General features: G+C 40.3%; 17 protein-coding genes. 4 read left to right on the forward strand and 13 right to left on the reverse strand.

What is annotated here, in order from left to right; genetic code table 11:
- Positions 1 to 2 precede the first annotated feature (2 nt).
- Entirely contained in the window at positions 3 to 1,475 is a 1,473-nt protein-coding gene (locus tag R2R35_RS04460; RefSeq protein WP_317733293.1) for a sugar ABC transporter substrate-binding protein, read from the reverse strand.
- Between the two features lie 18 nt (positions 1,476 to 1,493).
- Positions 1,494 to 3,191, reverse strand: a complete 1,698-nt coding sequence (locus R2R35_RS04465; RefSeq protein ID WP_317733294.1) for a glycoside hydrolase family 13 protein — start codon at positions 3,189 to 3,191, stop codon at positions 1,494 to 1,496.
- A gap of 114 nt (positions 3,192 to 3,305) precedes the next feature.
- On the opposite strand from R2R35_RS04465, the gene R2R35_RS04470 reads away from it, so the two are divergent.
- A complete protein-coding gene (locus tag R2R35_RS04470) occupies positions 3,306 to 4,103 on the forward strand; it encodes a LacI family DNA-binding transcriptional regulator (protein WP_317733295.1) in 798 nt (265 codons plus the stop codon).
- A 57-nt stretch (positions 4,104 to 4,160) separates the two neighbouring features.
- Here the strand turns inward: R2R35_RS04470 and R2R35_RS04475 are convergent, their stop codons facing one another.
- The 5 genes from R2R35_RS04475 to R2R35_RS04495 form a co-directional block, all read right to left on the reverse strand.
- A complete protein-coding gene (locus R2R35_RS04475; protein WP_317733296.1) occupies positions 4,161 to 5,327 on the reverse strand; it encodes an InlB B-repeat-containing protein in 1,167 nt (388 codons plus the stop codon).
- Positions 5,328 to 5,501: 174 nt separating this feature from the next.
- Entirely contained in the window at positions 5,502 to 6,167 is a 666-nt protein-coding gene (locus R2R35_RS04480; protein WP_317733297.1) for a hypothetical protein, read from the reverse strand.
- A 102-nt stretch (positions 6,168 to 6,269) separates the two neighbouring features.
- Entirely contained in the window at positions 6,270 to 6,803 is a 534-nt protein-coding gene (locus R2R35_RS04485) for an ATP-binding cassette domain-containing protein (RefSeq protein ID WP_331670222.1), read from the reverse strand.
- A gap of 182 nt (positions 6,804 to 6,985) precedes the next feature.
- Positions 6,986 to 10,099: a hybrid sensor histidine kinase/response regulator gene (locus R2R35_RS04490; RefSeq protein ID WP_317733298.1), complete on the reverse strand. Its 3,114-nt coding sequence runs from the start codon at positions 10,097 to 10,099 to the stop codon at positions 6,986 to 6,988.
- Positions 10,100 to 10,281: 182 nt separating this feature from the next.
- A complete protein-coding gene (locus tag R2R35_RS04495) occupies positions 10,282 to 11,259 on the reverse strand; it encodes an aldo/keto reductase family protein (protein ID WP_317733299.1) in 978 nt (325 codons plus the stop codon).
- Positions 11,260 to 11,397: 138 nt separating this feature from the next.
- Between R2R35_RS04495 and R2R35_RS04500 the strand changes: the two genes are divergently transcribed.
- Complete coding sequence (locus R2R35_RS04500) at positions 11,398 to 11,772, forward strand: MerR family transcriptional regulator (RefSeq protein WP_317733300.1); 375 nt, start codon at positions 11,398 to 11,400, stop codon at positions 11,770 to 11,772.
- A gap of 46 nt (positions 11,773 to 11,818) precedes the next feature.
- Here R2R35_RS04500 and R2R35_RS04505 read toward each other — a convergent pair whose 3' ends face one another.
- From R2R35_RS04505 to R2R35_RS04515, 3 genes are all read right to left on the reverse strand, one after another.
- Complete coding sequence (locus tag R2R35_RS04505) at positions 11,819 to 12,817, reverse strand: DUF4846 domain-containing protein (RefSeq protein ID WP_317733301.1); 999 nt, start codon at positions 12,815 to 12,817, stop codon at positions 11,819 to 11,821.
- A 21-nt stretch (positions 12,818 to 12,838) separates the two neighbouring features.
- Complete coding sequence (locus tag R2R35_RS04510; RefSeq protein WP_317733302.1) at positions 12,839 to 13,510, reverse strand: DNA alkylation repair protein; 672 nt, start codon at positions 13,508 to 13,510, stop codon at positions 12,839 to 12,841.
- A gap of 503 nt (positions 13,511 to 14,013) precedes the next feature.
- The gene (locus R2R35_RS04515) at positions 14,014 to 16,068 is read right to left on the reverse strand and encodes a DUF2264 domain-containing protein (protein WP_317733303.1); all 2,055 of its coding nucleotides are present in this window, start codon (positions 16,066 to 16,068) and stop codon (positions 14,014 to 14,016) included.
- A gap of 476 nt (positions 16,069 to 16,544) precedes the next feature.
- Between R2R35_RS04515 and R2R35_RS04520 the strand changes: the two genes are divergently transcribed.
- Positions 16,545 to 17,072, forward strand: coding sequence for a ClbS/DfsB family four-helix bundle protein (locus tag R2R35_RS04520; protein ID WP_317733304.1), 528 nt, complete (start codon positions 16,545 to 16,547; stop codon positions 17,070 to 17,072).
- A gap of 138 nt (positions 17,073 to 17,210) precedes the next feature.
- Here the strand turns inward: R2R35_RS04520 and R2R35_RS04525 are convergent, their stop codons facing one another.
- Complete coding sequence (locus R2R35_RS04525) at positions 17,211 to 20,909, reverse strand: glycosyl hydrolase 115 family protein (RefSeq protein WP_317733305.1); 3,699 nt, start codon at positions 20,907 to 20,909, stop codon at positions 17,211 to 17,213.
- 278 nt (positions 20,910 to 21,187) lie between these two features.
- On the opposite strand from R2R35_RS04525, the gene R2R35_RS04530 reads away from it, so the two are divergent.
- Positions 21,188 to 22,003, forward strand: coding sequence for a helix-turn-helix transcriptional regulator (locus R2R35_RS04530; protein ID WP_317733306.1), 816 nt, complete (start codon positions 21,188 to 21,190; stop codon positions 22,001 to 22,003).
- A 100-nt stretch (positions 22,004 to 22,103) separates the two neighbouring features.
- On the opposite strand, the gene R2R35_RS04535 is transcribed toward R2R35_RS04530, so the two are convergent.
- Both R2R35_RS04535 and R2R35_RS04540 read right to left on the reverse strand, forming a co-directional pair.
- Positions 22,104 to 23,183 (reverse strand): HAMP domain-containing sensor histidine kinase, encoded by a 1,080-nt coding sequence (locus tag R2R35_RS04535; RefSeq protein WP_317733307.1) that lies wholly within the window; start codon positions 23,181 to 23,183, stop codon positions 22,104 to 22,106.
- 86 nt (positions 23,184 to 23,269) lie between these two features.
- Positions 23,270 to 23,938: a response regulator transcription factor gene (locus R2R35_RS04540; protein ID WP_317733308.1), complete on the reverse strand. Its 669-nt coding sequence runs from the start codon at positions 23,936 to 23,938 to the stop codon at positions 23,270 to 23,272.
- Positions 23,939 to 24,457 lie beyond the last annotated feature (519 nt).

Genomic DNA, 24,457 nt, shown 5'->3' on the forward strand with positions numbered 1-24,457 from the left:
CTCTATTCAGAAAGTGTGTAAATTGCATCATATATTTGCTGATCTACCGCCTTTAAAGCGCTTTTTAAGGTATCATAGGAAGTATATTTCTTATCCGTGGTACGAAAGGCATCTTTTGCCAGATCCGTAAAAAAGGTCTCGGCCGGTGCCCATACCTGAACCATCTCTGTGATGGAGGGCATAATAACAATATTTCCTTTGTCCAGGCTGTTAAATACAACCTCCGCCACCCCTCCTGCTTCCTTTGCTGCATCAGCACGGGCTGGTATAATTCCTAACAGCTCATTTCTCTTTAGGAGCATTTCATAGCTTGTGGCAAAATCCACAAAGGCCAGGCTGGCATTTGGTGCTTTGGTATAAGCACTGATTGCATATCCATTGATTCCGCCCATAGCCTTAAAGGGTATGAGTTCCGGATTCTCTTCTGTTAAATCTCCACTTGCCGGCAGCATTGGCACCCCAGTTACCACCAGGTTCTCCTCTGCCAGTGTCTGGGCTGCTTCCCGGTCCATTCCCTGTTTCTCATACTCTGATACCAGTTCCTTGATGAATAAGGTGTATACATCCGGTGTTGTCATGGTAGCGAAATAAGAGCCGTCGGCAAGCTTACTGTATGCATTTACCGTAATTGAATCATCAATACATTCTTCATTCATCACTGCCGCGAGCTTCTGTAATACATCCGCACCGACTTCTGCCTTTCCGGCTGACAAACCCAATTCTTCAGGATTTGTATTATTGTCCCCAAAGATATATCCGCCGTAGGAGAAAAGGAAACCGGAGGAAAAATAAACATCAAACAAAGATCTCATATAGCCGTATTTTCCCTCTCCGGACGCAACAATGGTTTTCGAGTATTGATACAGATCATTCCAATTTTCTACCATATCCGGTACTTTATTTTTGTTATCATCCCATTTTGTTTCCCAGTCCGAAGGAAGCATATCCTTTCGGTAGAACAGCATGGAGGACTGGACATTTACAGGAACCCCCATATAATAAGAAGTTCCGTCCACTTCTGATTTATAAGCCGCCCAGGCATTTTTTGGTATCTGAGAAAAGCATTCCAGATTCTCAGCAGGTATCGGATAGATATGCTTTCCATCTACATATTTCATAAGGGAGTCATTTGCCTGGTATAACACGTCCGGTCCATATCCATAAGGACCATCATCGGCCAGATTGCTGCGCTGATCCATGTTGGCATCAACGGCAACAATACCGTAATCCTTATACTTTTCATTAAATGCAGCAATCAACTCCTTAAAATATCCCTGCTCGATAGCCGTATCATTTTCCAGTACACGCAGTGTAACATTCCTCTCCAGTTCACCGTTATAAATAGAGGTTAATGCACTGGCAGAGGTCGCTTGGGATACCTTTTCGGTTTCTGCCTCCTCCTTCTTTATGCTGCAGGCAGTTAACTGACCGAGGCTTAAAAGTGCCGCAAGTAAAAGACATAGAATTCTTTTCATAGAAATACTTTCTCCTCTCTAAGCTTCATAAACAGCAAATCCATCTGTGTACAAGCTGCCGGCTGATAATTTATTGGCTGCCAGTACACTTTCACTCCTGTTAAGTTCTACAGCTTCCCCTGATTGGTTAACAATCAATAGAACCGAGCTGTTTTTATAGGTTCTTCTTATGTAACATAACCGGTCATCATGGGTGATACGGATATCACCGCTTTGCAAGGCCGGTTTTTGTTTCAACGCAAGCAGTTTCTTAAGGATTTCCATATAGGAACTATCCCAGTGGCTTTCGTCCCAGTCGAAACATCTGCGATTATCCGGATCATAACCGCCCTCCAGACAGATTTCTGTTCCATAATAAATGCAGGGAACCCCTGAATACATGTTCATAACGGCAAGGGCAGAAAGCATTTTGTCCTTGTTCTTATTAATACTGGTATAGAAACGGTCTGTATCATGTGAATCCAATAAGTTGAACATCATGGTATTGACCTGCCCGTTATTCCTCATTAACAGCTGGTTTAACTTTTCAGCGAAGCCTTTTGCCGCAGAGGTACCAAAGGCGTAGTAATCCAGACAGGCTTTTGTAAAGGCATAATTCATTATGCTGTCATACTGGTCTCCCTGCAGATAGGCATAGGCATCATGCCAGTTCTCACCGATTAGTACACAATCCGACTTAAGCTCCTTGATTCTTGTTCTGAATTTCCGCCAGAAATCATGGGACACTTCATCGGATACATCCAGCCTCCAGCCGTCGATATCATATTCCTTTACCCAAAAAGCTGCGATATCCAATAAAAATTCCTGTACTGCCTTGTTGCTGGTATTAAATTTCGGCATATAGCTGCTGAAGCCGAATACCTCATAATTAAGGTTCTCCATATCCACCCGGTCACCGTCGATGATAAACCAGTCGAAATACTCCGATTCAATTCCTTTTGAAATTACATCCTGAAATTGGGGCAGTAATATGCTACAATGATTGAATACAGCGTCCAGAACAATTTTCATGTCTCTTTTATGTGCCTCTTTCACCAGTTCTGCAAAATCCTCGTTGGTTCCAAACTGCTCATCTATGCATGTATAATCGGATATGTCATACTTATGGTTGGAAATGGAACAAAATACCGGTGTCAGATAGATTCCATTTGCTCCAAGTCCCTTTATATAGTCCAGCTTCTTTGTAATTCCAGGGATATCTCCCCCGGTAAAACTCTTGGGATTTGGTATCTCTCCCCAGTCCAGATTGATATATGCAGTATCTTTTTCTTTCTTTCCCTGGTAAAAACGGTCAATAAAAATTTCATAAAATACTGCACCTCTCATCCAGTCAACAACCTCATGGATATCATTTTTGTTAATATAAGGCATCTGGAAAGAGTTATAATAACATAACTTAAAATTGTACTCCTCCGTGATTCCGTCCTCTGAAAAATAACAATACTTCTGCTCTTTCCAGATGCGGAACACATAAGTCAGCCTCACATCCTCAAGGGTCAGCTGAGTTTCATAATATATAAATAAGTCATCCCGGTATTTTGCTTCCAGCTCCGCTGTTTTCTGTTCCATATAAAAGGTATATTTACAGCCGTATACCACCTCCACCCTGTCCGGGGCATCGTTCTTATCCATCCGTAAACGCAGGACAACGGAATTCTGATCTATGGGGTAGCAGTATTTTGATTGCGGTATATGTAAAATTGCTTGTTTATTCATAGTGTTTAGTCCTTTAATTTTATTCTTCCTGTTATTTTGAAGGTCATTTCTTCGGTTTGTCTGCAGTCAGTAGTTTATATTGACAAAATTGCCAATAGAGTATATAACTAAGTCATGGATAAAAAAATTACAATAAAAGACATAGCCAGACAGGCCGGTGTCTCTGTGGCTACCGTTTCCTATGTGCTCAACAACCGGACAGATCAGCGAATCAGTGAGGAAACCTGGAAAAAGGTTCTTCAGATAATCAATTTAATGGACTACAAACCGAATTCCTCAGCGAAATCTCTTTCTACGAGTAAGACCAATTGCATCGCACTTTATATGATGTCTGAGACTTCCCTCCTCAAACGTTCAGAGCAGTTGTTGCTGACTGAAGTTTTATCAGAAGTATTGACTTTATATGGCTATCATTTGATCCTCCAGGATAATAAAGATATTACCAAGCTGAATTATGTTGATGCTATCCTGTGCTATGATGCTACATATGATTTTTTTCACAGCATAGGTGATAAGAACTTTATTCCTGTTATTGCTGTTGACTGTCTCATTGATATCCCCTGGTTCTTCCAGATCTGCACCGATTACAACAATCTCAGGGAAAATGCAGAGAAGCATTTTGGCGTATCGAATTATACCTATGTATGTTTGACTCCCAACAATGAACTTTTGACGGCTCTCATAAGGGATACCTTCAAAGATGTAAGCTTTGTACCCGATTTAAAAGATTTTACAGAGATTCCCGAAGGAAATTATGTCTACAGCCAGAAAGCTCTGGATTATATTTTGCAGGGAAAAGAGAATGCTTTTTATATCGCAACTGATCTCCGGGCAAAAATGATGAAGGTATACAGCTGTATCGAATTAGCCATTAACAGGGTTCCTTCCACGGAACACATGCAATTTATTTAATAGTAATCTTTAACAGGCTGCCGCCGAAATACACGGCAGCCTGTTGTTCATGCCATGCTATTTAGCTTCATAAGCTACGGTCAGCTCCGCTGTTTCACTATTATACGAAAAGGTATAGATTCCGGCAGCTTTTGCTATTATATTGTCACTGGTACTGCCTTCTACAAATTCCAGGGACTTGCTGTCCTTGATATTACTGTATCTTACATACTCATTCCCTACACCTTCCGTATCTCCGGTCTTAACCCGGGAGGTAAATAAGAATTCTTCTTTGTCTGCCAATTCTATGGTTAATGTCAAACCGCTGTCTGTCTCCATAAATTTATACTGGTCTTCATAAATGTCATTCCAACCGGTAGCAACGGAACTTTTGATATAATATGTAGTAGCGATATCCGTAACGGGTTCTTTTGTTTCCCCGTTGTACACCCAGGTGATGGTGTCATAAGGATTATAATTAAATTTTTCCTTGCCTTCCTCCGTATAATTACTGTCTGCCGTATCATAGTAGTCTGCTCCGGGATAAGTGGTTAATGTAATTGAATAGTTACCGGCAATAAGGCACTTAATGTTCATCTTCTTCGCATCACTTGCTTGATAGTTCCCTCCGGAGCCGGATAAATACTCTACACCGTCCTGTGCTGTTGCAGTCAGATACCCAGCACCTCTCTGGTTATACCAGCCGCTTTCACCAGAGGTGTCCATTGCCAACTGGAACTCATCTCCTTCGTATATATCCAGGTTTATGGTATATACATTTTTATCTGCTTCTTTGGTAAGCAGATGTTCTTCCTTTATGACCTTTCCCCAGCCTGATGCCGCAAGTAAAGGACTCTTACCACTTCCCACAATAGCAAAACCTCTGGTATCCTCCTTTTCTTCCAGAAAACCGGCAAAGATTTCGGTATCCTCAGCAATAGGTACATGAAAGTCAAATTTGTGGGATAAAGATGGAGTTGCATACCATCCCATAAATATATATCCGGATTTCTCCGGCGTATATTCTTTTACCGGTTCACCTGCCTTAACTTTCCCTGTTGAAAGTTCAGTAGTTCCATCCATGTCATAAAAAGTAACCTTGTACTCTGTCTCCTGAACCTGGCTTTCCGGACTGCCCGTTTCTTTGGTATCCCCTCCAGGCTCCTGGCCCCTGCAGGCAGTCATAAAAAAAATACTGGTAAGAAGGGTTAGTAAGAAGACAATTCTTGTTTTGCTTTTTCCCATAAAATTTACCTCCATTATGATTAACCGTTTAAGCAAGTAGTTAAAAGAAATGGCGCCTTGATGGAAAGACGCCTTGTATTCATTTCTGCTTAACTGGTTAAGCAAATTTTACTATGCATTTTTTTGTATGTCAATACTATTTTTTGCCAATAAAAGCGATGTTTTTTGTTAGTTTTATACAATATCTTTCTCTTCGTAATTTACGCAGGTCTTGGCTGATGCAATTATTCTTACACCAAGAAGCACAAACCAAAGAGAAAACAGCAGCTGGCAGACAAATGCGATTGCTGAACCCGTTATCCAGGGAAAAGCGCTAATTAAATCGGCAACAACTACAACAAACCCAAAATAAGCAATTGCTCTACCTTGTTCGATTTTTCGGATTGCGAAAGAGAGCAATAAGGTTGCAATACTAAATACGATTGCCACTAAATGCATTCCACCATAATAAATACTCAGTACCAGCCTATAAATGTCAGCAGATAATTCCAAGTTATATACCGGATAAACCAGACGCCCCAGTATAATATCAAGAAAAATAAACACAGGTATACTGCTTGCCAGAAGACCGCAGCCCGTTATTGCTTTGAACTTATCTGTAGGAGACACTAATTGGTATAAAGAAAAAACAGCAGGAATCAAAAATAATGCAGCAAATAAGAGGACTTCATCTGCCATTGAGATATTAAACTTCCACTTTTCCAACCAGACCAGCAGATCAGCCTCCAAAGCAGGTGGTCCTTGCAAAGGTAGAAGAAACAGGTTTTGCACCAGGAACAGAACGCCTGAAATAATCCATGCTATTCCACCAATCGTTATTATGTTAATTTTACGCTTCATAAACTCTCCTCCGTGACAAGCAATTTTTTTTCATTTAACCTTCTTAAATGGTGTCCTGGCTAATTCTTCTGTTTGTTTACAAGATGTGAGTTCGACTCTCAGTTACAGGTACTTAGCCGTTATTGACTCTTCACAGTCTTTTAAATCCTTTGGAGTCCCTTCAAAAAGTATCTGACCGCCTTTGCTTCCTCCTTCAACTCCTACATCAATAATCCAGTCTGCATTCCGGATTACATCCAGGTTATGTTCAATGACGATAACCGTATTCCCTTTGTCTACAAGGCGATTGATAATATTTAGTATACTGGTTATATCAGACATATGCAAACCGGTCGTCGGCTCGTCCATAATATAGATATTCCCCTTCTGGCTCAATTCCTTGGCAAGCTTAAGACGCTGGCACTCACCACCGGAAAGAGTATCCAATGGCTGACCCAGGGTCATGTAATGTAAGCCTACCTCAACAATATATTTTAACTTATTCCTGATTTCCTTCTGCGTAAAGAACTCTACGGCTTCTGCAATGGTCATATCAAGCACTTCAACAATGGACTTGCCATTGTACTTATATTCAAGTACCTCCTGCTTATACCGTTTACCACCGCATTCTTCACAAGTAGTCTCAACAGAATCCATCAGGTTACTTAATATACGATAACCTATTACTGTCTCTCTTAATCAAAATAATAATTGATTATATACTGACGACGTATCATATCCTCACAGGCTTTTTTGGCTTCCCTGCTGTTCTGATAATATCCTGCTCCAAGGCCACATAGGGGTTTGTAACGAATTTCTTTTCTCTCCTTAGGTTTATACTATGTAATTGACAATGGTATCCTCATGGTTACACAGGTTCCCACATCCTTTTCACTCTGTATCTTCAATTTTTCGCCGTATTCATTGTTCAGCCTCTTATTGACATTTTTCAAGCCAATACTGCCATCTAAGGTATCTTTCATTAAAAGCTCCACTATATCTTCGCTCATGCCAACACCATCGTCTTGAATACATATAATAATAGCTGCCGCCTGTTTTTTTATGGATACTGCCACTGTTCCTCCTGTTGTCCTCATCATGACACCATGCCGGATGGCATTTTCCACCACTGGCTGAATCAGAAAAGCGGGTATACGATGCTCCAGTATCCCTTCATCATAATCCAGCTGGACCTGTAAACGCTTCCCAAAACGTGCTTTCTCAAGCTCAATGTAGGAGTTAACTAAAGTAATTTCTTTGTGTAATTCAATAATAGAATGGTGGGGATCAATCTCTAAGATACTGCGCAGGTAATGACTCAGTTCACTGAGGAGATTCCCCGCTCGTTCCGGCTCACTGTAACATAAGGAAACAATACTGTTCAATGAATTGTATAAAAAATGCTGTTTGATTTGAGACTGTAAAAATACTGTTTCTATTTTAACGGCATCTTGTAAGGCTTCCTGCATTTTTCTCAGAGTCTTTACCCTGTTAATCAATTCTTTTCCATGAAAAGGTTTAATAAGAAAGTCATTTGCTCCCGCTTCCAGGCCGGTTTCAATATCCTCTGTTGCATTCCGTAAGCTTAAGAGCAATACCGGAAGTTCAAAGATGGAGTATCTGTTTCTTATCTGTCTGCAGACTTCATAGCCTGAAATACCAGGCATTACCGTATCCACCAGTGCAATTTTTATATTCCTGTCCCGCTCTATAAACTCCAGGGCCTGTATACCATTACAAGCAATAATTGGCTCGAACTCTTCTTTGCAAACATCGAATAAGAACTTAAGACTGACTGTATCATCATCCACCAGGAGGATTTTAGGTTTCTTCTCTTTTCTTTTGAAATCTGCTTCTGTAATCTTAGGTATTTCCAGCGGAACTGTGCTGTTGGTATTGTTTCGCTTCCGGAAAACAGCAAGGTTATGGTGCGGCAAGGTTTCCGTGGTGAGCTTAACTTTTGGCAAAGCCAAGACAATTGCTGAATCCTTTTTCTCTCCTGATTCAAAGTATACATCACCCCCCATATTTACTGCAAGGAGCCGTGAAACATAAATTCCCATTTCCTTTGGCAGACTGCCTTTTGCCTCTTTTCCAGGTTCCATTCTATAGGCTTTTAATAGCTCTGCCTGAATAGTATCCTCTAACTCTTTGCCGGCATAAGAAATTCGGATATAGATTTCCTCCCCCACTTCTTCTCCGCTGAGCAAGATATCACCCTTTTCTGACATTTTTAAAGAATAAACAATCAGATTATAGAGTATCTGCTCCAATCGATTTTCGTCTGCAGTTATAAAGTATCGTTTTTCTTCTATCGTGCTCTTTATGGTAACCGCTTGTCCCGGGTTCATATAACCTACGGTTTCCAAAACCGCAATTACCATGCCGTAAATATCAAAATCTTTACGTACTAATTTCAGCTTATGATTTTTTAGATTCTGGTAGTCTATGATATCATTTACCGTATCCGACATTTTAGCTGAGATACTTCGTATATAGAGTAAATTCTCTTTTTGGTCTTCTAAGGAGGATTCCTTTGATTCATTTAATAAGTCTTTCGTGATATTGGAGATAGTTTGCAATGGGGATTTAAACTCATTTGATGCATAGGCTAGAAATTCTTCTTTGATCTTATCTGCGGCAACCAGATTTTCATTTACCTCTTTAATATTATTATATGCTCTCAGATATTCATCCACGAACATGTAGCAGAGACCAAGCAGCAACAGTACGAAGGTAAGGTTGGACACCAAAAAGCTCTTTGCTACTGAGTAATAATAAAGTATAGTAGAAATATACTCATTTATGAACTGAAGATCAAGGAACAGCAAAAAGATCACCACTCTCTTACCAGTCCCCTCATGGCGGTTAAAGAATATGCAATAAAGCAGCCTTAGAGCTACCAGTGCGTAGGTGAAAATAAAAATGGTTGTAACTGCTTTTTCAGTAACCACCATATACCTGTCAGGGGCGGCAACAGTTACTGTCATAGAGAGTACCGTAATTATCTGAATTATTTTCATAGGCACCGCTGATATCAGCGCTTTGCTCATTTCTCGAATAAATAAGCATACTAACAAAATACTGAACGCCACCGTAGCAGTCCGTAATTTAATCACCAATAAGTAAGGAAGCTGGTCCATAAACAGAAAGAAAATCTTGGCATTTCCCGTAGAAATTAAAAATGCCAGACTAATGCAAAAGGCTGACATGTATAAAAACTTCTTATCATCTCTTCTCCTGAAATAAATTACCAGGTAATAAATGCTGGTTAATATTAGAAAGGATACGACGATAACATCAAGAATGATTTCCTTAATGTAATCCCAAGTGATATCTTTTTCCGACCCCAGATAGATGCTTTGAATCAAACCGCCGTTATAGTAATTAATATTGGCAGCCTGTATTACCAAATCTATTGTTTTGCTGTTGTCTGCCTCCCCTTTTAAAGGGAAGATTACAGTCATAGGTACATTGTTTGGAACATAGCCGCTCTCTATATCGGCAGCTGGATTGCCACTGGCAGCAATCTCTTCTCCATTGATAAATATTTTATAGGATATCCTGATATTTTTGATTCTCAGACCTAAGATGTCATTGGCCTTATTGACTTTAATTTTTAAACGGTATGTTCCTATACCGTCGTCTTTTTGTTTGTCACCTTCTTTGACTTTCGTCGTCCATCGGCTGGGGACCTGGAGGTAACGAAAAGACAGCGGGTTTTCTGTTTCCAGGTCTTTTGGTGTCAGCAGACTATTAGAATAAAACTCCCAATAACCATCAAGCTTTACACTTCCATCCTTTTGAAAATCCCAGTCTTCCAGATCCAGATGACCCGCCTTTCCTTGGGGCATTTCTTTCTCAGAATGGCCAGAAAGAGTAAAACCAGCGGTTAAAAATAGTATGAGTATAGCCAGAATTAAGACCAGCTTTCGGTGATTTAGTTTCTTCACGTCGATATCCTCAAAGCAATCCTATGTATTTTTTATTATACTTTCGAGGTTTTATTTTATCATTTATTTTTTGTCTTTACAATATTTTCTCCATTCTTTATGTAAATAATATAGAATTCCTATCAGAAATAAAGGTCAAAAAAAAGAAGGAAAATCCAGCCTTCTTTTTTTGATCTATGATACTATCCAACTCTGCGTACAAAGGGTTTGTAATCCAGAATTTTTTCAATCTCAGCCATGGCATCTGCCGGAATCTTAAAACCACTTGCAGCTATATTATTTAATAGCTGTTCCGGTTTGGTTGCGCCGGTAATTACGCTGCTTATTATCTGCTTCTTAAGAATCCAGGCTAATGCCAGAACGGACATATTCGTTCCTAATTCCTCTGCAAGAGCTGACAATTTCTCCACTTTATTCAGATTATCCTCTGTCAGCAGGTTGTTTATCTGTTTATCTGCCTGATGGGTTGCTCTGGAGCCTTCCGGCAATGGCTGATTTTTCTTATATTTTCCGGTTAGCAACCCTTGTGATAGGGGTGAGAAAGGAACGATTCCTATTCCATTGTCCTCACAGACTTCCATTATTTCATCTTCAATATATCTGTCTACCATGTTATATTGTGGCTGTATTACATTAAGGGGTCTTAGTCCTAATTCTTTTATGATACCAAGTGCTTTATTGATTCGTGCGGCACCCCATTCTTCACTTACACCGTAATACAGGACTTTGCCCTGTACAACCAGATCACTTAGCGCCTGAAGCGTTTCTTCCATTGGAGTCGTTGTATCAAATCTATGACAGAAATACATATCCAGATAGTCTACCTGCATATTTTTAAGGCTCTTATCGATCTGCTCAAAAATATGTTTTCTGGAAAGGCCTCTGTCATTTGGTCCTGGTCCTACCCCGAAATATACCTTACTGGATACCACATAAGAACTTCTGGGATATTCCTTTAATACCTGGCCTAAGAAACGTTCTGCTTCGCCACCGCTGTAAGCATCTGCACAGTCAAAGAAATTAACACCTTTCTCAAAGGCAAGTCTGATGGTGTCTCTTGCTAGCTCGGAAGCATTACTGCCATTTAAATCTGTCATCCAGCTTCCTACTGAGATTTCACTAACCTTCAAACCCCATTTACCCAAATTCCTGTATTCCATAATAACCTCTCAATCTGCCGTTTACAGCGGCATATTATATTTGACACTGTTCATTATAATTGTTAAACTTAAGTTTAAGTCAAGAAGAAATATAAAATAATTTATTTTTAGGTTAAGTAAATCGCATGGGAGGATAACATGGAATATTCAATTAAGCAGGTTGCCGAACGTACCCAGCTCACACCATCTGCACTTAGATTCTATGATAAAAAAGGACTTATTCCACAGTTAAAACGTTCAAGCTCCGGTGTTCGTGTATATACAGAGACGGACATATGCTGGCTTGAGTTAATCTGCTGCCTCAGAAACAGCGGTATGTCCATTGAGACAATAAAGGAGTTTATGAATCTCTGTCTGAATGGTTCATCTGCCTGTGAAGAACGAAAAGATATCCTGGAAAAACACCGGGCAGACCTCGTTAAGCACATTAACCTGTTAACCTGCAGTCTTGGAACAATTGATTATAAAATCGATCATTACAAGGAAATTGGCGTATTTCATATAGATTCTTAAAGGGCCTTAAGAGTTTATATTCCTTTAAACCGAGTGAAAGGAACTCTTACCAGGTTTTCAGATCCGAGGTGTTGAATATCCATTCAGGCGTTATCAAGGAGCCTTCTATCTCAGCAGAAAACCACGGCGAGTTCTCCTTATCGCCTTTTAAGATCTGGATATCCTGAGCAGGCATATAGCTTTGTGCCAGCATGAATATTTTCTCACCGGTACTTTCCTTTACTGCCATATCCACTACGATAACACAATGTCCCGGAGCCCCCCCCTGTATAAACACATCTCCAATTGCTAATTCCTCATATGGTTTTGCAATCAATTCCTTTTCCAGGGACAATGTAGAGGCATAGGCATAAACAATATCCAGGTATTTCTGAAAACTTTCATAGGAGCGGTTGTTTTTACTGTTCGGATACCAGGATACATTATTATCCTTTACGGATATTCCCTTTCCGTCGGCCCATTTCGAAAATTCCGCCTTAAAACCGCTTACAAAATTGAAATGAATTCTATCAAACTGCTCCGTTTCATAAAGGTATTCCGCCCTTAAGCGTATAACCCCATCAGCGCACTGCTGTAAGTCCCGGTCACCTAAGGTAAAATCGACCACGGCTAAATAAACCTCTTTGCGTTTTTCTCTTCCATCATAATATTTCACTTTCGTACCATCCGGTTTCAGGGATAGATTCTGAAGATAAAAGCCAAAAGAGTCCTCTTCCGCTTCCACTCTCTTATAACCGTCAGGTACATTAAATCTTTCAAGGATAGTCGTTCCCTCCGTAACTATTATGGCTTCCGTGGGTACCTGTGTTGTTAAAGCTTCTGTAGGTATAGTATTGGTAACAGCTGTGACAGCTTCTGTGGGTACGGCTTCAGGCGTCACGGTTACCGATGGTTCTACCTTATTGTCTGTGCTATCCCCGGTTGTTGTTTTCTCTGTCAACTCAGCAGAAGGTTCATTGGAACTATCAGAGGTACAGGCCGTCAGTATTAAAATACTGAACAAGGTCAAAAGTAGAAATCTTATTGTCTTCTTATAGTCTCTCATGGTTTCCCTCCTTCTTATGAATCATTTTCTTTTTTTATTTACAACGGCTGTTATCCAATTGGGTGCATATGCTGAAGTACAGCCCTTTGGAACCTTCAGCTCCCGGTATACGCCTAAGCTTTCTCCCAGTAACATACACTGTTCTGTATAACGGGGGTAACATATCCCGATTTCGCACAGGGCATGATTCATTGCCCATTGTTTCCCGGCAGATGCAGTTTGGATCTCTGCTTTCACTATTGCAAGCAGCCTGTCAAGCTCCTCGTCAGCCAGATTGCCTTCCGCAACTCTGTGTACAACAAGATTCCAGCCCGCCCTTCCAAGGTTATCCTTAGTGGAAATTGTCCATTCTTTTTCAAGGACCTCTGCCTCTTTATGATAACAGATAACTTCACCAATAAATTTATCTATCAGATCAGGATATATCAGCTCCTCTGTCATTTCCCGTACTTCCTTAAGACTCAGTTTCTGAACCTCAAAGCTCATGCATGCAAGCCACCTGGCTTCTGTGTTGCCGGTGTGCCAAAGTTCAACTGCCAGTTCATTATTTTTTCCCGTCTGCTTGGCTAATTTACGAAGATCTCCCAGCAGGACACCGTAAGTATTCTCACCGGCACCATTTTTAATATACATTTGCTTCCGTTTATCATTACCTGTTTCTCGAAGTTTAGCAAGTATTTCATTCGCTGTCATATTCTCACGCTCCTTTTCTTTAGCTTACTCCAGCATGGGTTATATTATCCATACAGGGGTCTTTTCCTGCCAATACTTATATTTATTATATCCAATGCTTTTGTATATCGCAAGCTTGCTCTTTTTTGATATTGCTATTCAAGCCTTTACTATATACAATGAAGGATAATACGAATTATCACCTGATACCTTTAAGGTCATAAAATTTTAACTATTAAAGAGGCGGCAAACTATTCTGCAAAAGTTATGATACCAGCGTAAAAATCTCAGGATATGCGTCAATTTACCTGGAAGGTAATATTCATATTGATTAATTTCATTTGTTAGCATGTATTTCTTACTAAAAATCCAAGAACAGCATCTGTTTTTTATCATACTAAAAAATCCATGAATACATTGGAGGCAAAATGCCGCTCCAGTGTTTCATGGATTTTAATTACTAATCTGACTATCATTCATTTACCCGGGGAAGAACTGTGACAAACGTGATAACTTATCTGCGACTACAGCTGCAGATTTCCTTCAATTCCCTCAAATTCAATCACTTTTTGGCTTCCGTCTTTCATAAACAGGGTAACCGGTCCATACCCACCGCATTTTTCTTTATCCGTATACTCAACAGAAGCAATTGGGAATAATTCATCTTCGCTAAAATCCTCCAGGCTTTCTTTGGTAATTACCTGGGAAATCATAATATAAGGTTCATAACCATACTGTTTCTTACTGGTTTGTTTTCCATAGACCACAATGGATTTCTCAGAATCCGGATTGGTTCCTTCGCTGTGCAGTAGTCCAATTTCTTCCCATCCGTCATACAGGGTCATAGCAAGCTGTTTCTCTCTGCCGGTAAAATCATGACCTTTTAAGATAATGGCTTTTGCATTTTCTCTTTCCAACTGTATAACTTCGGTTCCGTTATCCGGAAAACCATAAGCACCTAACGTCATGGAAACCGGTCTGCGATGGAGTTTAAGCTTATCTGCTCTTACAATTCCGTGAGCAACAGGAAAATCCGCAAGATTTACTGCCTGAATCCAGGTGCATTCTTTGGATATCTCATAATTAAAATATTGTCTGCGGTAGAGAATTCCTTCTTTTTCTCCATGCCAGAAGGTAACATTTGCCTTTTGATAAGACCCGGTTGTGATATCCTCCAGTACATACTGCTGCGCCTCCACTGCTTTAGAAGGTGCTGATTCCCAGGGATATTTCGTATTAAAGCACAGCTTGGAATAATTCCACATACCATGTTCGTCTCCGCAGTTTCTTACTACCTTTCCGGTTCTAAGAATAGTCTCACCGTTGGCTTCATGGTTTGTAAAGCAAAGTGCCGGACCATTGAGTATCGTCTCCTTAATTTCCCTTTCTTTCAGCTTATCCCAGGTCCCGTTATTTTCTTTCACTGTCCAGAAGGGATGTTCGGCAGGCAGATGGAGGCATAGAAAAGCTTTCCCCAGCCAGAAGGGTGATTCGGCACAGGAATATCCCTGTACTAAAGGTGTAAACTGCCCATAAAAGCCCAAGGTCGGAATACCTTCGAACAGAAAATCCTCCCTGGTCAGAAATTGCAGCAGGGAGCCGGATGCAATACGCCTTGCCCTTCCGGGGTCCGCTGTGGAAGCTTTCAGTAACATGTTTCCATCAAAAGCACTGGTAGCGGCATTTCGATAGATATTGCTTCTCCCCCACATATTGGTAAATCCGTCGCGGTCAAAGAAATCTCCATAGGTCTCCATCAGTTTATTGGAGTTCTCTTCGAACTTCTTAGCCAGGTACGGCTCTTTTTCATAACCATACCAGAGATTCCAGATGGGTGTATATACATTAAACGCCCAGCAGGAATAATAATCAAAGGAATGCCCGTCACGATACCAGCCGTCACCTGCATAGAAGTTTAAAATTGCCTGACCATGATCTCTCATAATATCTTCATCTATGGGGTAGCCTTCGCTATATAGAAAAGCCATATCCAACATGTTAAAAAGGCGCCAGTTCTGTGGAACTGTACTGGCATGGGCATAACTGGTCAAAAATCCTGCAATGGTATCCTTTTGTTCCTTTGTATAGGTATCCCAGATCTCTGCTTTGCTGCTCCAGAGGCACACTACCAAAGCACAGGTCTCTACTGTCTGCTGGAAGGTTCGGAAGGGGTCCTTGCTCTCTGCCAATTCCAGCTGTTCCTCATAACTTCCTACAGAATTGCTGTCTCCTTTGGTACAGGCACGCAATACCTGCTCTTTATAATAATCCCTGATTTTATAATTGCATACCGTAAGCTCCGGATTATCATGAATCAATGGTGCTGCCAGGAAAAATGATCTAGCCAGTCCTTCAAATATCTCTGCTTTTCGTTCCACCTTTAATTGAGCTTCTGAGGCATTCTTATGCGGATAAGTAACTTCCGTCTCCTTTCTTGGCATAACAATGGGATCATGTATTGATTTCAAGTTCTTAAAAATTCCGGTTAAAAGATACTCCCCGGCTTCTATCCAGCTTTCTCTGGTAAGCCCTGTAAAGGGGCTAAGTGCATAATCTAATGTTTTTGGCTGAAATACCATCTGCTTATCCTTCCCTTCTCCTTACATTTTGGTACTGCTTGTCCATCTATAGCTATTTTATCCGGTATACGCTATAATACCAATTAATCTAAAAAGGCTGTATTTCTTCCATTGTATAGCTTTTGGGATTTATTTTAAATGACTAATTCTATTATTTACTAACCTTTTCTGCTTTTATTGGTAGATGAATAGCGAAATCTCTATTGCCCTTCTGCAATAAGCAAAGGGACCGGATTAAAATATTTAAACTTGACCTGATGATGTCAACTTTAACAGGTTATAATTAAGACCATGTGTGAACATGACCTGAAGGATAAAATGAACTTTCTGTTTTTAGGGATTCATGTCATTTATTGCACAGGCCTTGTTATTTTATGTATAAAAAAAAGCAGCGAGTTTTGCTGCCGTATATCTGATGGCAGGAGCGTTTTTTTGCCCAGCTATTATTAATCACGTTGATTGAGAGGAATTAAAATATGCAAGAGTATGTGGATACAGCTGCTTTGATATCTGAAATTAAGAAAACAGCTTCATTATTCATAGCAGAGTTTGATGGAATATCAGAAGCAGACAAGTCTCTGCGGTTAGAAGAAGTTGACCGGACACCTCAGGAGCTGATTGCCTATCAGCTGGGTTGGATGAATTTGCTCCTCAATTGGGACCGGGACGAACTGGACGGTAAGGAGGTGATTACACCTTCCCCCGGCTATAAATGGAATCAGCTGGGCGGGTTGTACCAAAGCTTTTATGAGCAGTATCAGGAACAATCTCTGGCTCAGCTAACAGCCTTATTTGTTTCAACCGTAGATCGACTCACTCAATGGGTGAACGATTTAAGCACGGAAGAGTTATTTCATCCCGGCGGCAGGAAGTGGGCAGCCTCAACTCCTTCTAACTGGCCAATCTGGAAATGGGTGCATATCAATACCGTAGCACCTTTCAAATCCTTCCGCAGTAAAATTCGTAAGTGGAAGAAGCTGTACCTTGTTAAAACTCCCAGGTAGTTCCTATTTACATCCAACTTTTCTTAAAAACAATATAAAGTTTTTTCATAGGTATAAAGAAAAACGGATTCGCAGTCAGGCCATCCGTTTTCTTTATATTATTTATTCCGTTGTGTTGAAACCCTGCATTTACTGCTCCTAACCTCTTTTCGAATCTTTCCAATCCGCATCCAGGGGCGGAAGTTCCTGACCTGAGGTGATATAAATCCTGTCTATTCTAAGCTCAGACTTTCTTGCCAGTATCCCGAATATATGCTCTCCTTTACTGAAATCAAAATGGGAGATACTGCACCAGTAGTATACCTGTGCGGTATTGTAGGTGTGCAGTTTTCCTTTCGAATACTGCTCAGATACTGGTTGTACCTTACCATCCAGTGTAAAATAGCAGGAATCTGATTTATCGTTATAATGTCTCAGCAGCAACCAGATTTGGTAAACACCAGGGGTATTGATGTAAAGCTTATAATACATTCCAGGTGCAGTCTCAGCCTCTTCCCAGAACAAACCGGGAGCTGCCACCTGCATGGCAAGACCGGTTCTGCCATTAGTCTCTGCCTGTAAATGACTCCATAGCAGCTGCTTGTCCTCTGTACCAGCAGTCAGGAAAGCATTTTCTGAATTTTCCAGTGCATATTCTGCCTCAATTGCTATGATGCCCTTCTCCTCCAGAAAGCGTCCCGTTCCAAATGTCTCTATCATATCCTTCCTGGTACCATCTTTTCCAAGCAGCTCATACCGTTTGGCTCCTAAGCCAGTCTGGGGACGCTCCAGATATTTAATAAATATCTGATTTATATAATTTTCAAAGAAATCTCTTGTTGCATAGAGAACATTTAAAGGAGGAACTTCCTCTGCTGCGGTTTGATAAAAATCCCTGCTGATTTCCTCCAGCTGATTCCAGTCAACCCCTGGCCCTTCCATCCCGCTCTCTGCTGTGAAAGCTCCTGATACACCACTGAATTTCGGTCCAAGGTTAGTGCTTTTTCTATTCCCGGTATAGAGCACAAACTTTGAAATCGTTACAAAATTATCCATCCTATAAAGCTTTAAGGTATGTACTCCTGTTGTCAGATAAGGAAGGTTTACATAGAGTTTCTCTCCGTTATTAAAGACACTCTCCTGCCAATTTCCTGTCCATTCATCACGGGTTTCTGACTCGACCAGAAGAGGCTCCTCATTATCCAAACCAACCAAGAAACGAATCTGTCCCAAGGAATCCAGCGTAAGGAAACGATATATTTCCAGAACATGAGAACCGCTGGTTTTCAAAAAGAAATTGTATTCCAGTCTTGGATCGTATACTATCGAGGAATTATATTCCATTGAATTGTACGCTGATTCTTTCAAGGCGCTATCTGCTACAGCTGAATCACCAAAAGTTTTTGTCCAAGCCATCATAGCTGCCCCTTCATGTCTTCCCATTCCAGGAACTGTTACCCAACCGCTGTCAGTACTATTCCCAGTACTACTCCTGTTATTTTTGCCTACATTTTTCTGATACCCTTCTGCTGGAATGGACACATAGCCGTCTGCCTCTATATAGCCGGAAAAGTTCTCTGGCAGTTTAAGTTTATCCTCTATTCGTACCATTATGGGTATTTCCTTACCATTTCTGAGGTCATTTACGATAATGCTTCCTTGAATACCAGCGTATTTTTCAGGTTCTGTTACGGCTATCCGTATTCTTTCTTCGGTCCGAAGGATTCCTTCGGTTTCTGATATACTTATCCAGTTCATGTTTTTTTCTGTTCTGATAACATAAGGAATTTCACCGTCTCCCTGATTCCCCAGCTCAATCCATTTCTGGGTCTGTCCATGGGGCGAGAATATCAAAGCCTCTTCTTCATTCCATAAATCCACCCGCAGACTGCTGCCTTCTATTTTAAGGGCAGGTTTTCTAACAGGATACATTGCGGCTGCCGGTGGCGGGAAACTCTCGGGGGTAAGGATTCCTTCCCACTTTCCCTCACTCATTTTCTTATCATAGAAATACAGCATCTGACGCTTTTGCTCCGTCATCCTGGCAGAAAGTGCCGTATATCTGTCTGCTGCCTGCATATTTCCTCTATCATAAGAGAGGACACTTCTATCTCCATAATAATACTCATGATTGGTATAGTAGGAGGCGTGAATTTTCATTAAAAATAGCTGAAAAAATCCTGCCTTTTCTTCTTGTGGCAGACTGTTAAGAATTGCATTTCCCCGTCTGAAGATATCCTCCAGCTTCTGCAATCTGCGGCCTGCTTCGTCTCCGTAACCAGTTTGTGAAAATATTCCAGATTTCATATGTTCTATTTTTCTTACATTGGTTACCTGGGCAAAGGTAGTGTATAGCTTTGCTGCCTCCAAGCCATGATTTCCCGAGAAGTTTTGATTGATCCAGTACTCTGTAAATTTACCGGCATCTCTTAGTATTTCACTGTCTTTACCGGCCTCCCAGCCACATCTTAAGAAGAACTCCATATCCTGTTCCACAGGTTTTAAGCCGCCTACATTGAGTACCCATATACTTCTTATTCCTGACTCATAGGCTTTTCTAAGTTCATTTCCAGTCTGTGCCAATGGTATGGAATTCAGGAAGAGGTAGCTCATAGCCGTACCGGGAGCAGCCCAATAGGAACTGTGAAAATACAGACCGTTGCCGCCCTTCCTCTGCTTTTCTGCTTCATTTGGATAACGTCTCATATGACCGAAATTATCATTTGCCCAAATGAGAGTTAAGTCCTCTGGTACCTCTAATCCCTGATTGTAAAGGTCTAATACCTCCTTATAGGGCACAAAAGTCTGTAACGCTTTCTCTCCTTTCTCTGCACCCAGTACCTCTTTTAGAATTTGTCTCTGGTCTTTAATAACCTGACCTAAAAGAGCAACTTTGGCAGCTTTTTTCTCTTCCGGTGTTAGGTTCTTCGCTTCATCTATTGCCTTGGTATGGAATCCGGAATCATGGATTCCTCTCATTCCCATAGTGAAGCTTACTTCATACTCCTTGTTCTGTTCAACACTTTCCCTCCAATACTCTTTCAGGATCTCACGGTTTCTGCCTTCGAGGGAGTAATCATATACAGCATCTGTATAGCCCTTTTTTGTAATCCAGGGCAGCCACTCATTCTGATTGCTGCGCAGCAGCATATCGCAGTGTGAGGTTCCCACTACGACACCCATACGTTCTGCCAGCGCTCCATTCTCCTTATTCTCATTAAAATAATTTACATGCATGGCAGGCCAGATATAATTTGCCTTCAAACGAAGCAGCAGTTCAAACAGCCTGCCATAAGTAACAGGGCCAATGGTCCCGTCAGGTGTATGGAGCTTTGACCAGTCATTTAATTCCTCCTCATCATTGATAAAGATTCCTCTGTACTTTACAGAAGGCCAGTCCGCTTTTCTGTAATCAGAAGGAAGTAGAAAGGAATCTTTTCTTTTCACCGGAATATCCGCCCAATAGTACCAGGGCGACACACCGATTTGCTCACATAAGTCATAAATGCCGAAGATGGTACCACGCCTGTCAGCTCCGATAATATAAAGAATATCATCTGCGACTTCCTGAAGGTAAGCTTCCTGATGATAGGTTCCATCTGCTGCCTTTATTTTATCGAGGGACAGTTTTTTCTCCTTTATATGATCAGACAGTTCCACTAAAGCTCCAGCTGTACCAATTATAAGCTGGCTGTTATCAATCTGGTCTGTCATTACAGCCTCACAGCCAAACACAAGTTTAAGGTCTCTGATAAAATTTTGGACAGCCAGCAAAACTCCGCTGTTTTCTCTCTCTGATATAAATATATATACGGTTTTATTTTTATGAAACAGTTCCATTGTCTTTTCTGTTTTCATACCTGCTCCTCTCTTGGTGCTTTTGAGCCACCTTAACTCAAGCTCCATGCAGCTTTTTCTTCATTAATTATTATTACATTACACTAATTTATTTAATTTAATTTTTTATTTTCTAACCCAATTACATTCCAACAATCCACCTTCCAACATAATAACCTTCCAAAACAATCACCTTTTCCTTTAACCCAATTATAGCGTTTTTTTATAACAATAATCTTTTATTATATTGTTATATCCATTAATTTATTATACAATATTGCTGTTATGGAGGTAAGGATATGAAAGCAGATCTCACCAATATTCATCCATTGTTTTTCATTGATTATTTGATTCATGAATCCGATGAAGAAATGACCGGCTACCACTATCACAACGGATATGAATTATATATTCTGGAACAGGGTTATCAAAATCTTTTGGTACATGATATCCTCCTTGATGTAGCCAAATATGACGTTGTCTTGTACAAACCAAATACCTTCCACAAAAGTATGAAGAGGCAGGGCTGTGCCAGAACCTGTATATATTTCTCAGAACGTTTTTTACAGTTGTATTTTACAGAGCATGCAATCAAGACCTTGCTGCATTGTTTTGAGAAGGAATTGATTTCTCTTAACAAAGAAATATTTCCAAAGATAAAAAAATTAATGCTTTTACTGGAGAAGGAAACCATTCATGAACCGGATAACCGGATTTTTATTTATCTGGCAGATATCTTAAACATTCTGAATGCCAATGAGAATGCGCCACGTTCAGAGCCTTTTCCGTCTGCTGTTACAAATTTATCGCCTGTCCTGTCTTATATCAATAGTAACTACAGCAGCATAACAACCATAAATGAAATATCGAATGCTTTTTATATTTCGAAATTCCATTTATGCCACGCCTTTAAAAAGGCAACTGGAATTACCCTCATTCAATATCTGAATAAGATTCGGATACAGAATGCCTGCAATATGCTTGCCGGCACTAAGTTATCGGTATCCCAAATAAGTACTGCCTGCGGCTTTCATTCCTCTATGTATTTCTGTAAGGTATTTAAGGAAGCTTTGTCTGTAACACCCAGTGAATTCAGAAAGAATGCATTATCTTAGACTTAATATATTGATGAAACATCTTATAATAACCCATAAAAAAAGGATCATCTAATAACATATATAACGATTAGATGATCTGTTTATTAACCATATTTATCTATTTTAAGGGAACTGTAACTTCCATTACTGTCCCTTTTCCTTCTTCGCTTGAACAGGTTATTTCTCCGCCAAGGAGCTCAAGGATTCTTTTGACAATGGAAAGCCCAAGGCCATTACCAACCTTCTTATGGGATTCTTCACATTGATAGAATTTCTCAAAAATCTTTGCCTGTTTTTCAATACTGATGCCATCTCCTTCATCTCGAATGGTTACCAGCAGATAATTGTTGTTATGGATTCTTCCGGTTATATAGATACTGCTGTCTTCAGCTGAATATTTGATGGCATTATCAATAAGGTTTGCCCATACCTGCATCAATAAATCTGCATTACTCTGTATCACCAGATTACCGCAGTCTATTTCATAGTTTCTTACTTTATCCGGCCACTTTTCAGATAACATGATAATACATTTTCTTATCTGTTCGTCCACTCGTATATTGTCCGCCTTCACAACTATCTGCTGATGGTCCAGTCTGGACATGCGAAGCATATTCTCACATAGACGGGATAATCGGAGTGACTCTTTATTAATAAGCTGAAGATACTCTTTCTGCTCTTCCGCTGTTAGACCGCCTTCCAAAAGTATTTCGGACAGCCCGGTAATGGCAGCCACCGGTGTCTTTACTTCATGGGATACATTGCTCATAAAATCTTTGCGCATATAATCCATTCCGCTTAATTCTGCGGCCATGGTATTGAAATTCACAGCAAGCTCATCAATTTCATTTGAGTACTCATACTCCCCACGACTTCTTTCATTTCTATCAATATGAACTGTAAAGTCACCTTCTGCAACTTTCTTAACCGCCCTGCTGATTTCTTCAAGGGGTTTTGTAAGATGAATGGAGCCAAACCAAAGCATGGTGCCTCCAAGAAGAATCGTCAGTCCACAGACCAGAAGCGCAATAATTATCACCACCGGCAGTGTGATGTCCCCATGGAAAAACAGTTTCATTCCTCCCAAAACCAAGACCAGGGATACGATACACGCAGAACACAAAGTAGTAATGGATACCATTGAAAAATAAAGCCTGAGTGAAACCCTTACTTTTCTTTTCTTCTCTTGCTTTTCCATTCCTTATTTTACCTCTTTCGTGAGTCTAAGTTCAGCTATTATCCTCTTCTGGCTCCTAATAAAACATAAACTATAAGCCTTCAACATTAGAACCTGGCCTTATATCCCAAACCTCTTACCGTTATGATTTCAAAATCCGGATAACCTTCAAACTTACGTCTGAGTTTCTTAATATGGGAATCAACTGCCCGTTCATCCGCTTCCGCATCCATTCCCCAGATTTCATCCATCAGCTCAAGTCTGGTAAAAATCTTATTGGGATTACTTAAAAGTTTGAACAGCAGAAAGAATTCTTTGGGCGGCATTTCATAATAATCCTCACCGATCTTAACCGTTAATGCATCATAATCAAGAACCGCATTCCCTACGGCCATTTTCCTGTCATTGTTAATTTGTGCACGCCGGAGCAGAGCATCTATACGCAGGATCATTTCTTTCATACGAATAGGCTTAATCATATAGTCATCCGTCCCTGCTTTAAAGCCTTTCTCCAGATCTTCTAGCTGGTCTTTGGCAGTTATCATAAGAATCGGGAGTTTATAGGAGGTCTCTCTTAGTACTTTGGTCAGCTCATATCCATCCATTTTCGGCATCATAATGTCACAGATAATCAGATCAATATACTCCCTGTCCATTATCTGCAAGGCTTCTTCTCCGTCAAAGGCTGAAAAGGCTTTGAAATGCTCCTGTTTCAATTTAGCGCAGATCATCTTATTTAATGTTTCATCATCTTCCACAACCAGTATAGAGAACATTGTATCACCGCTTTTCTATTAGACTGTGTCTGAAAACTGCCTGTACCGGACCGGACATTCCTCCCATAGGAGCTGATCTGCCTGCGTCAGCAACGGATAGTTTAATTTGCGGTACTGTTATTTCGTAATTGAAACGCAGAATATCGCAAAGCAGACCGTTAAACCGGTGGCACTGAGATTTCAGACACGTCTTATTTCACCTGTATATCATCTGATATTATTCTGGTTCTTGCCTAAGTATAGTGCTTGTAATGTTAGTATGTCACATACTTAACATAAATGCCATGGCACCTATACTTTGCCTTAATATAGTTTACCTGCTTTATAGAACTCTTTCAAGTAATAAAATAATATCAATTGAATTCAATAGACTCTATCAGGCGGTATTACAACCGGATACTTCTGCTATATCATCTGCTGATTTTTCCTGCATTATCCGTTTTATCAATATCTTATGCGATGGAATTATTCTTTGAAGATCTTCCAATCTATTGAATATTGAATAGCCTAACACATTAA

The organism is Anaerocolumna sp. AGMB13020, from assembly GCF_033100115.1.
Classification (GTDB): Bacteria; Bacillota; Clostridia; order Lachnospirales; family Lachnospiraceae; genus Anaerocolumna.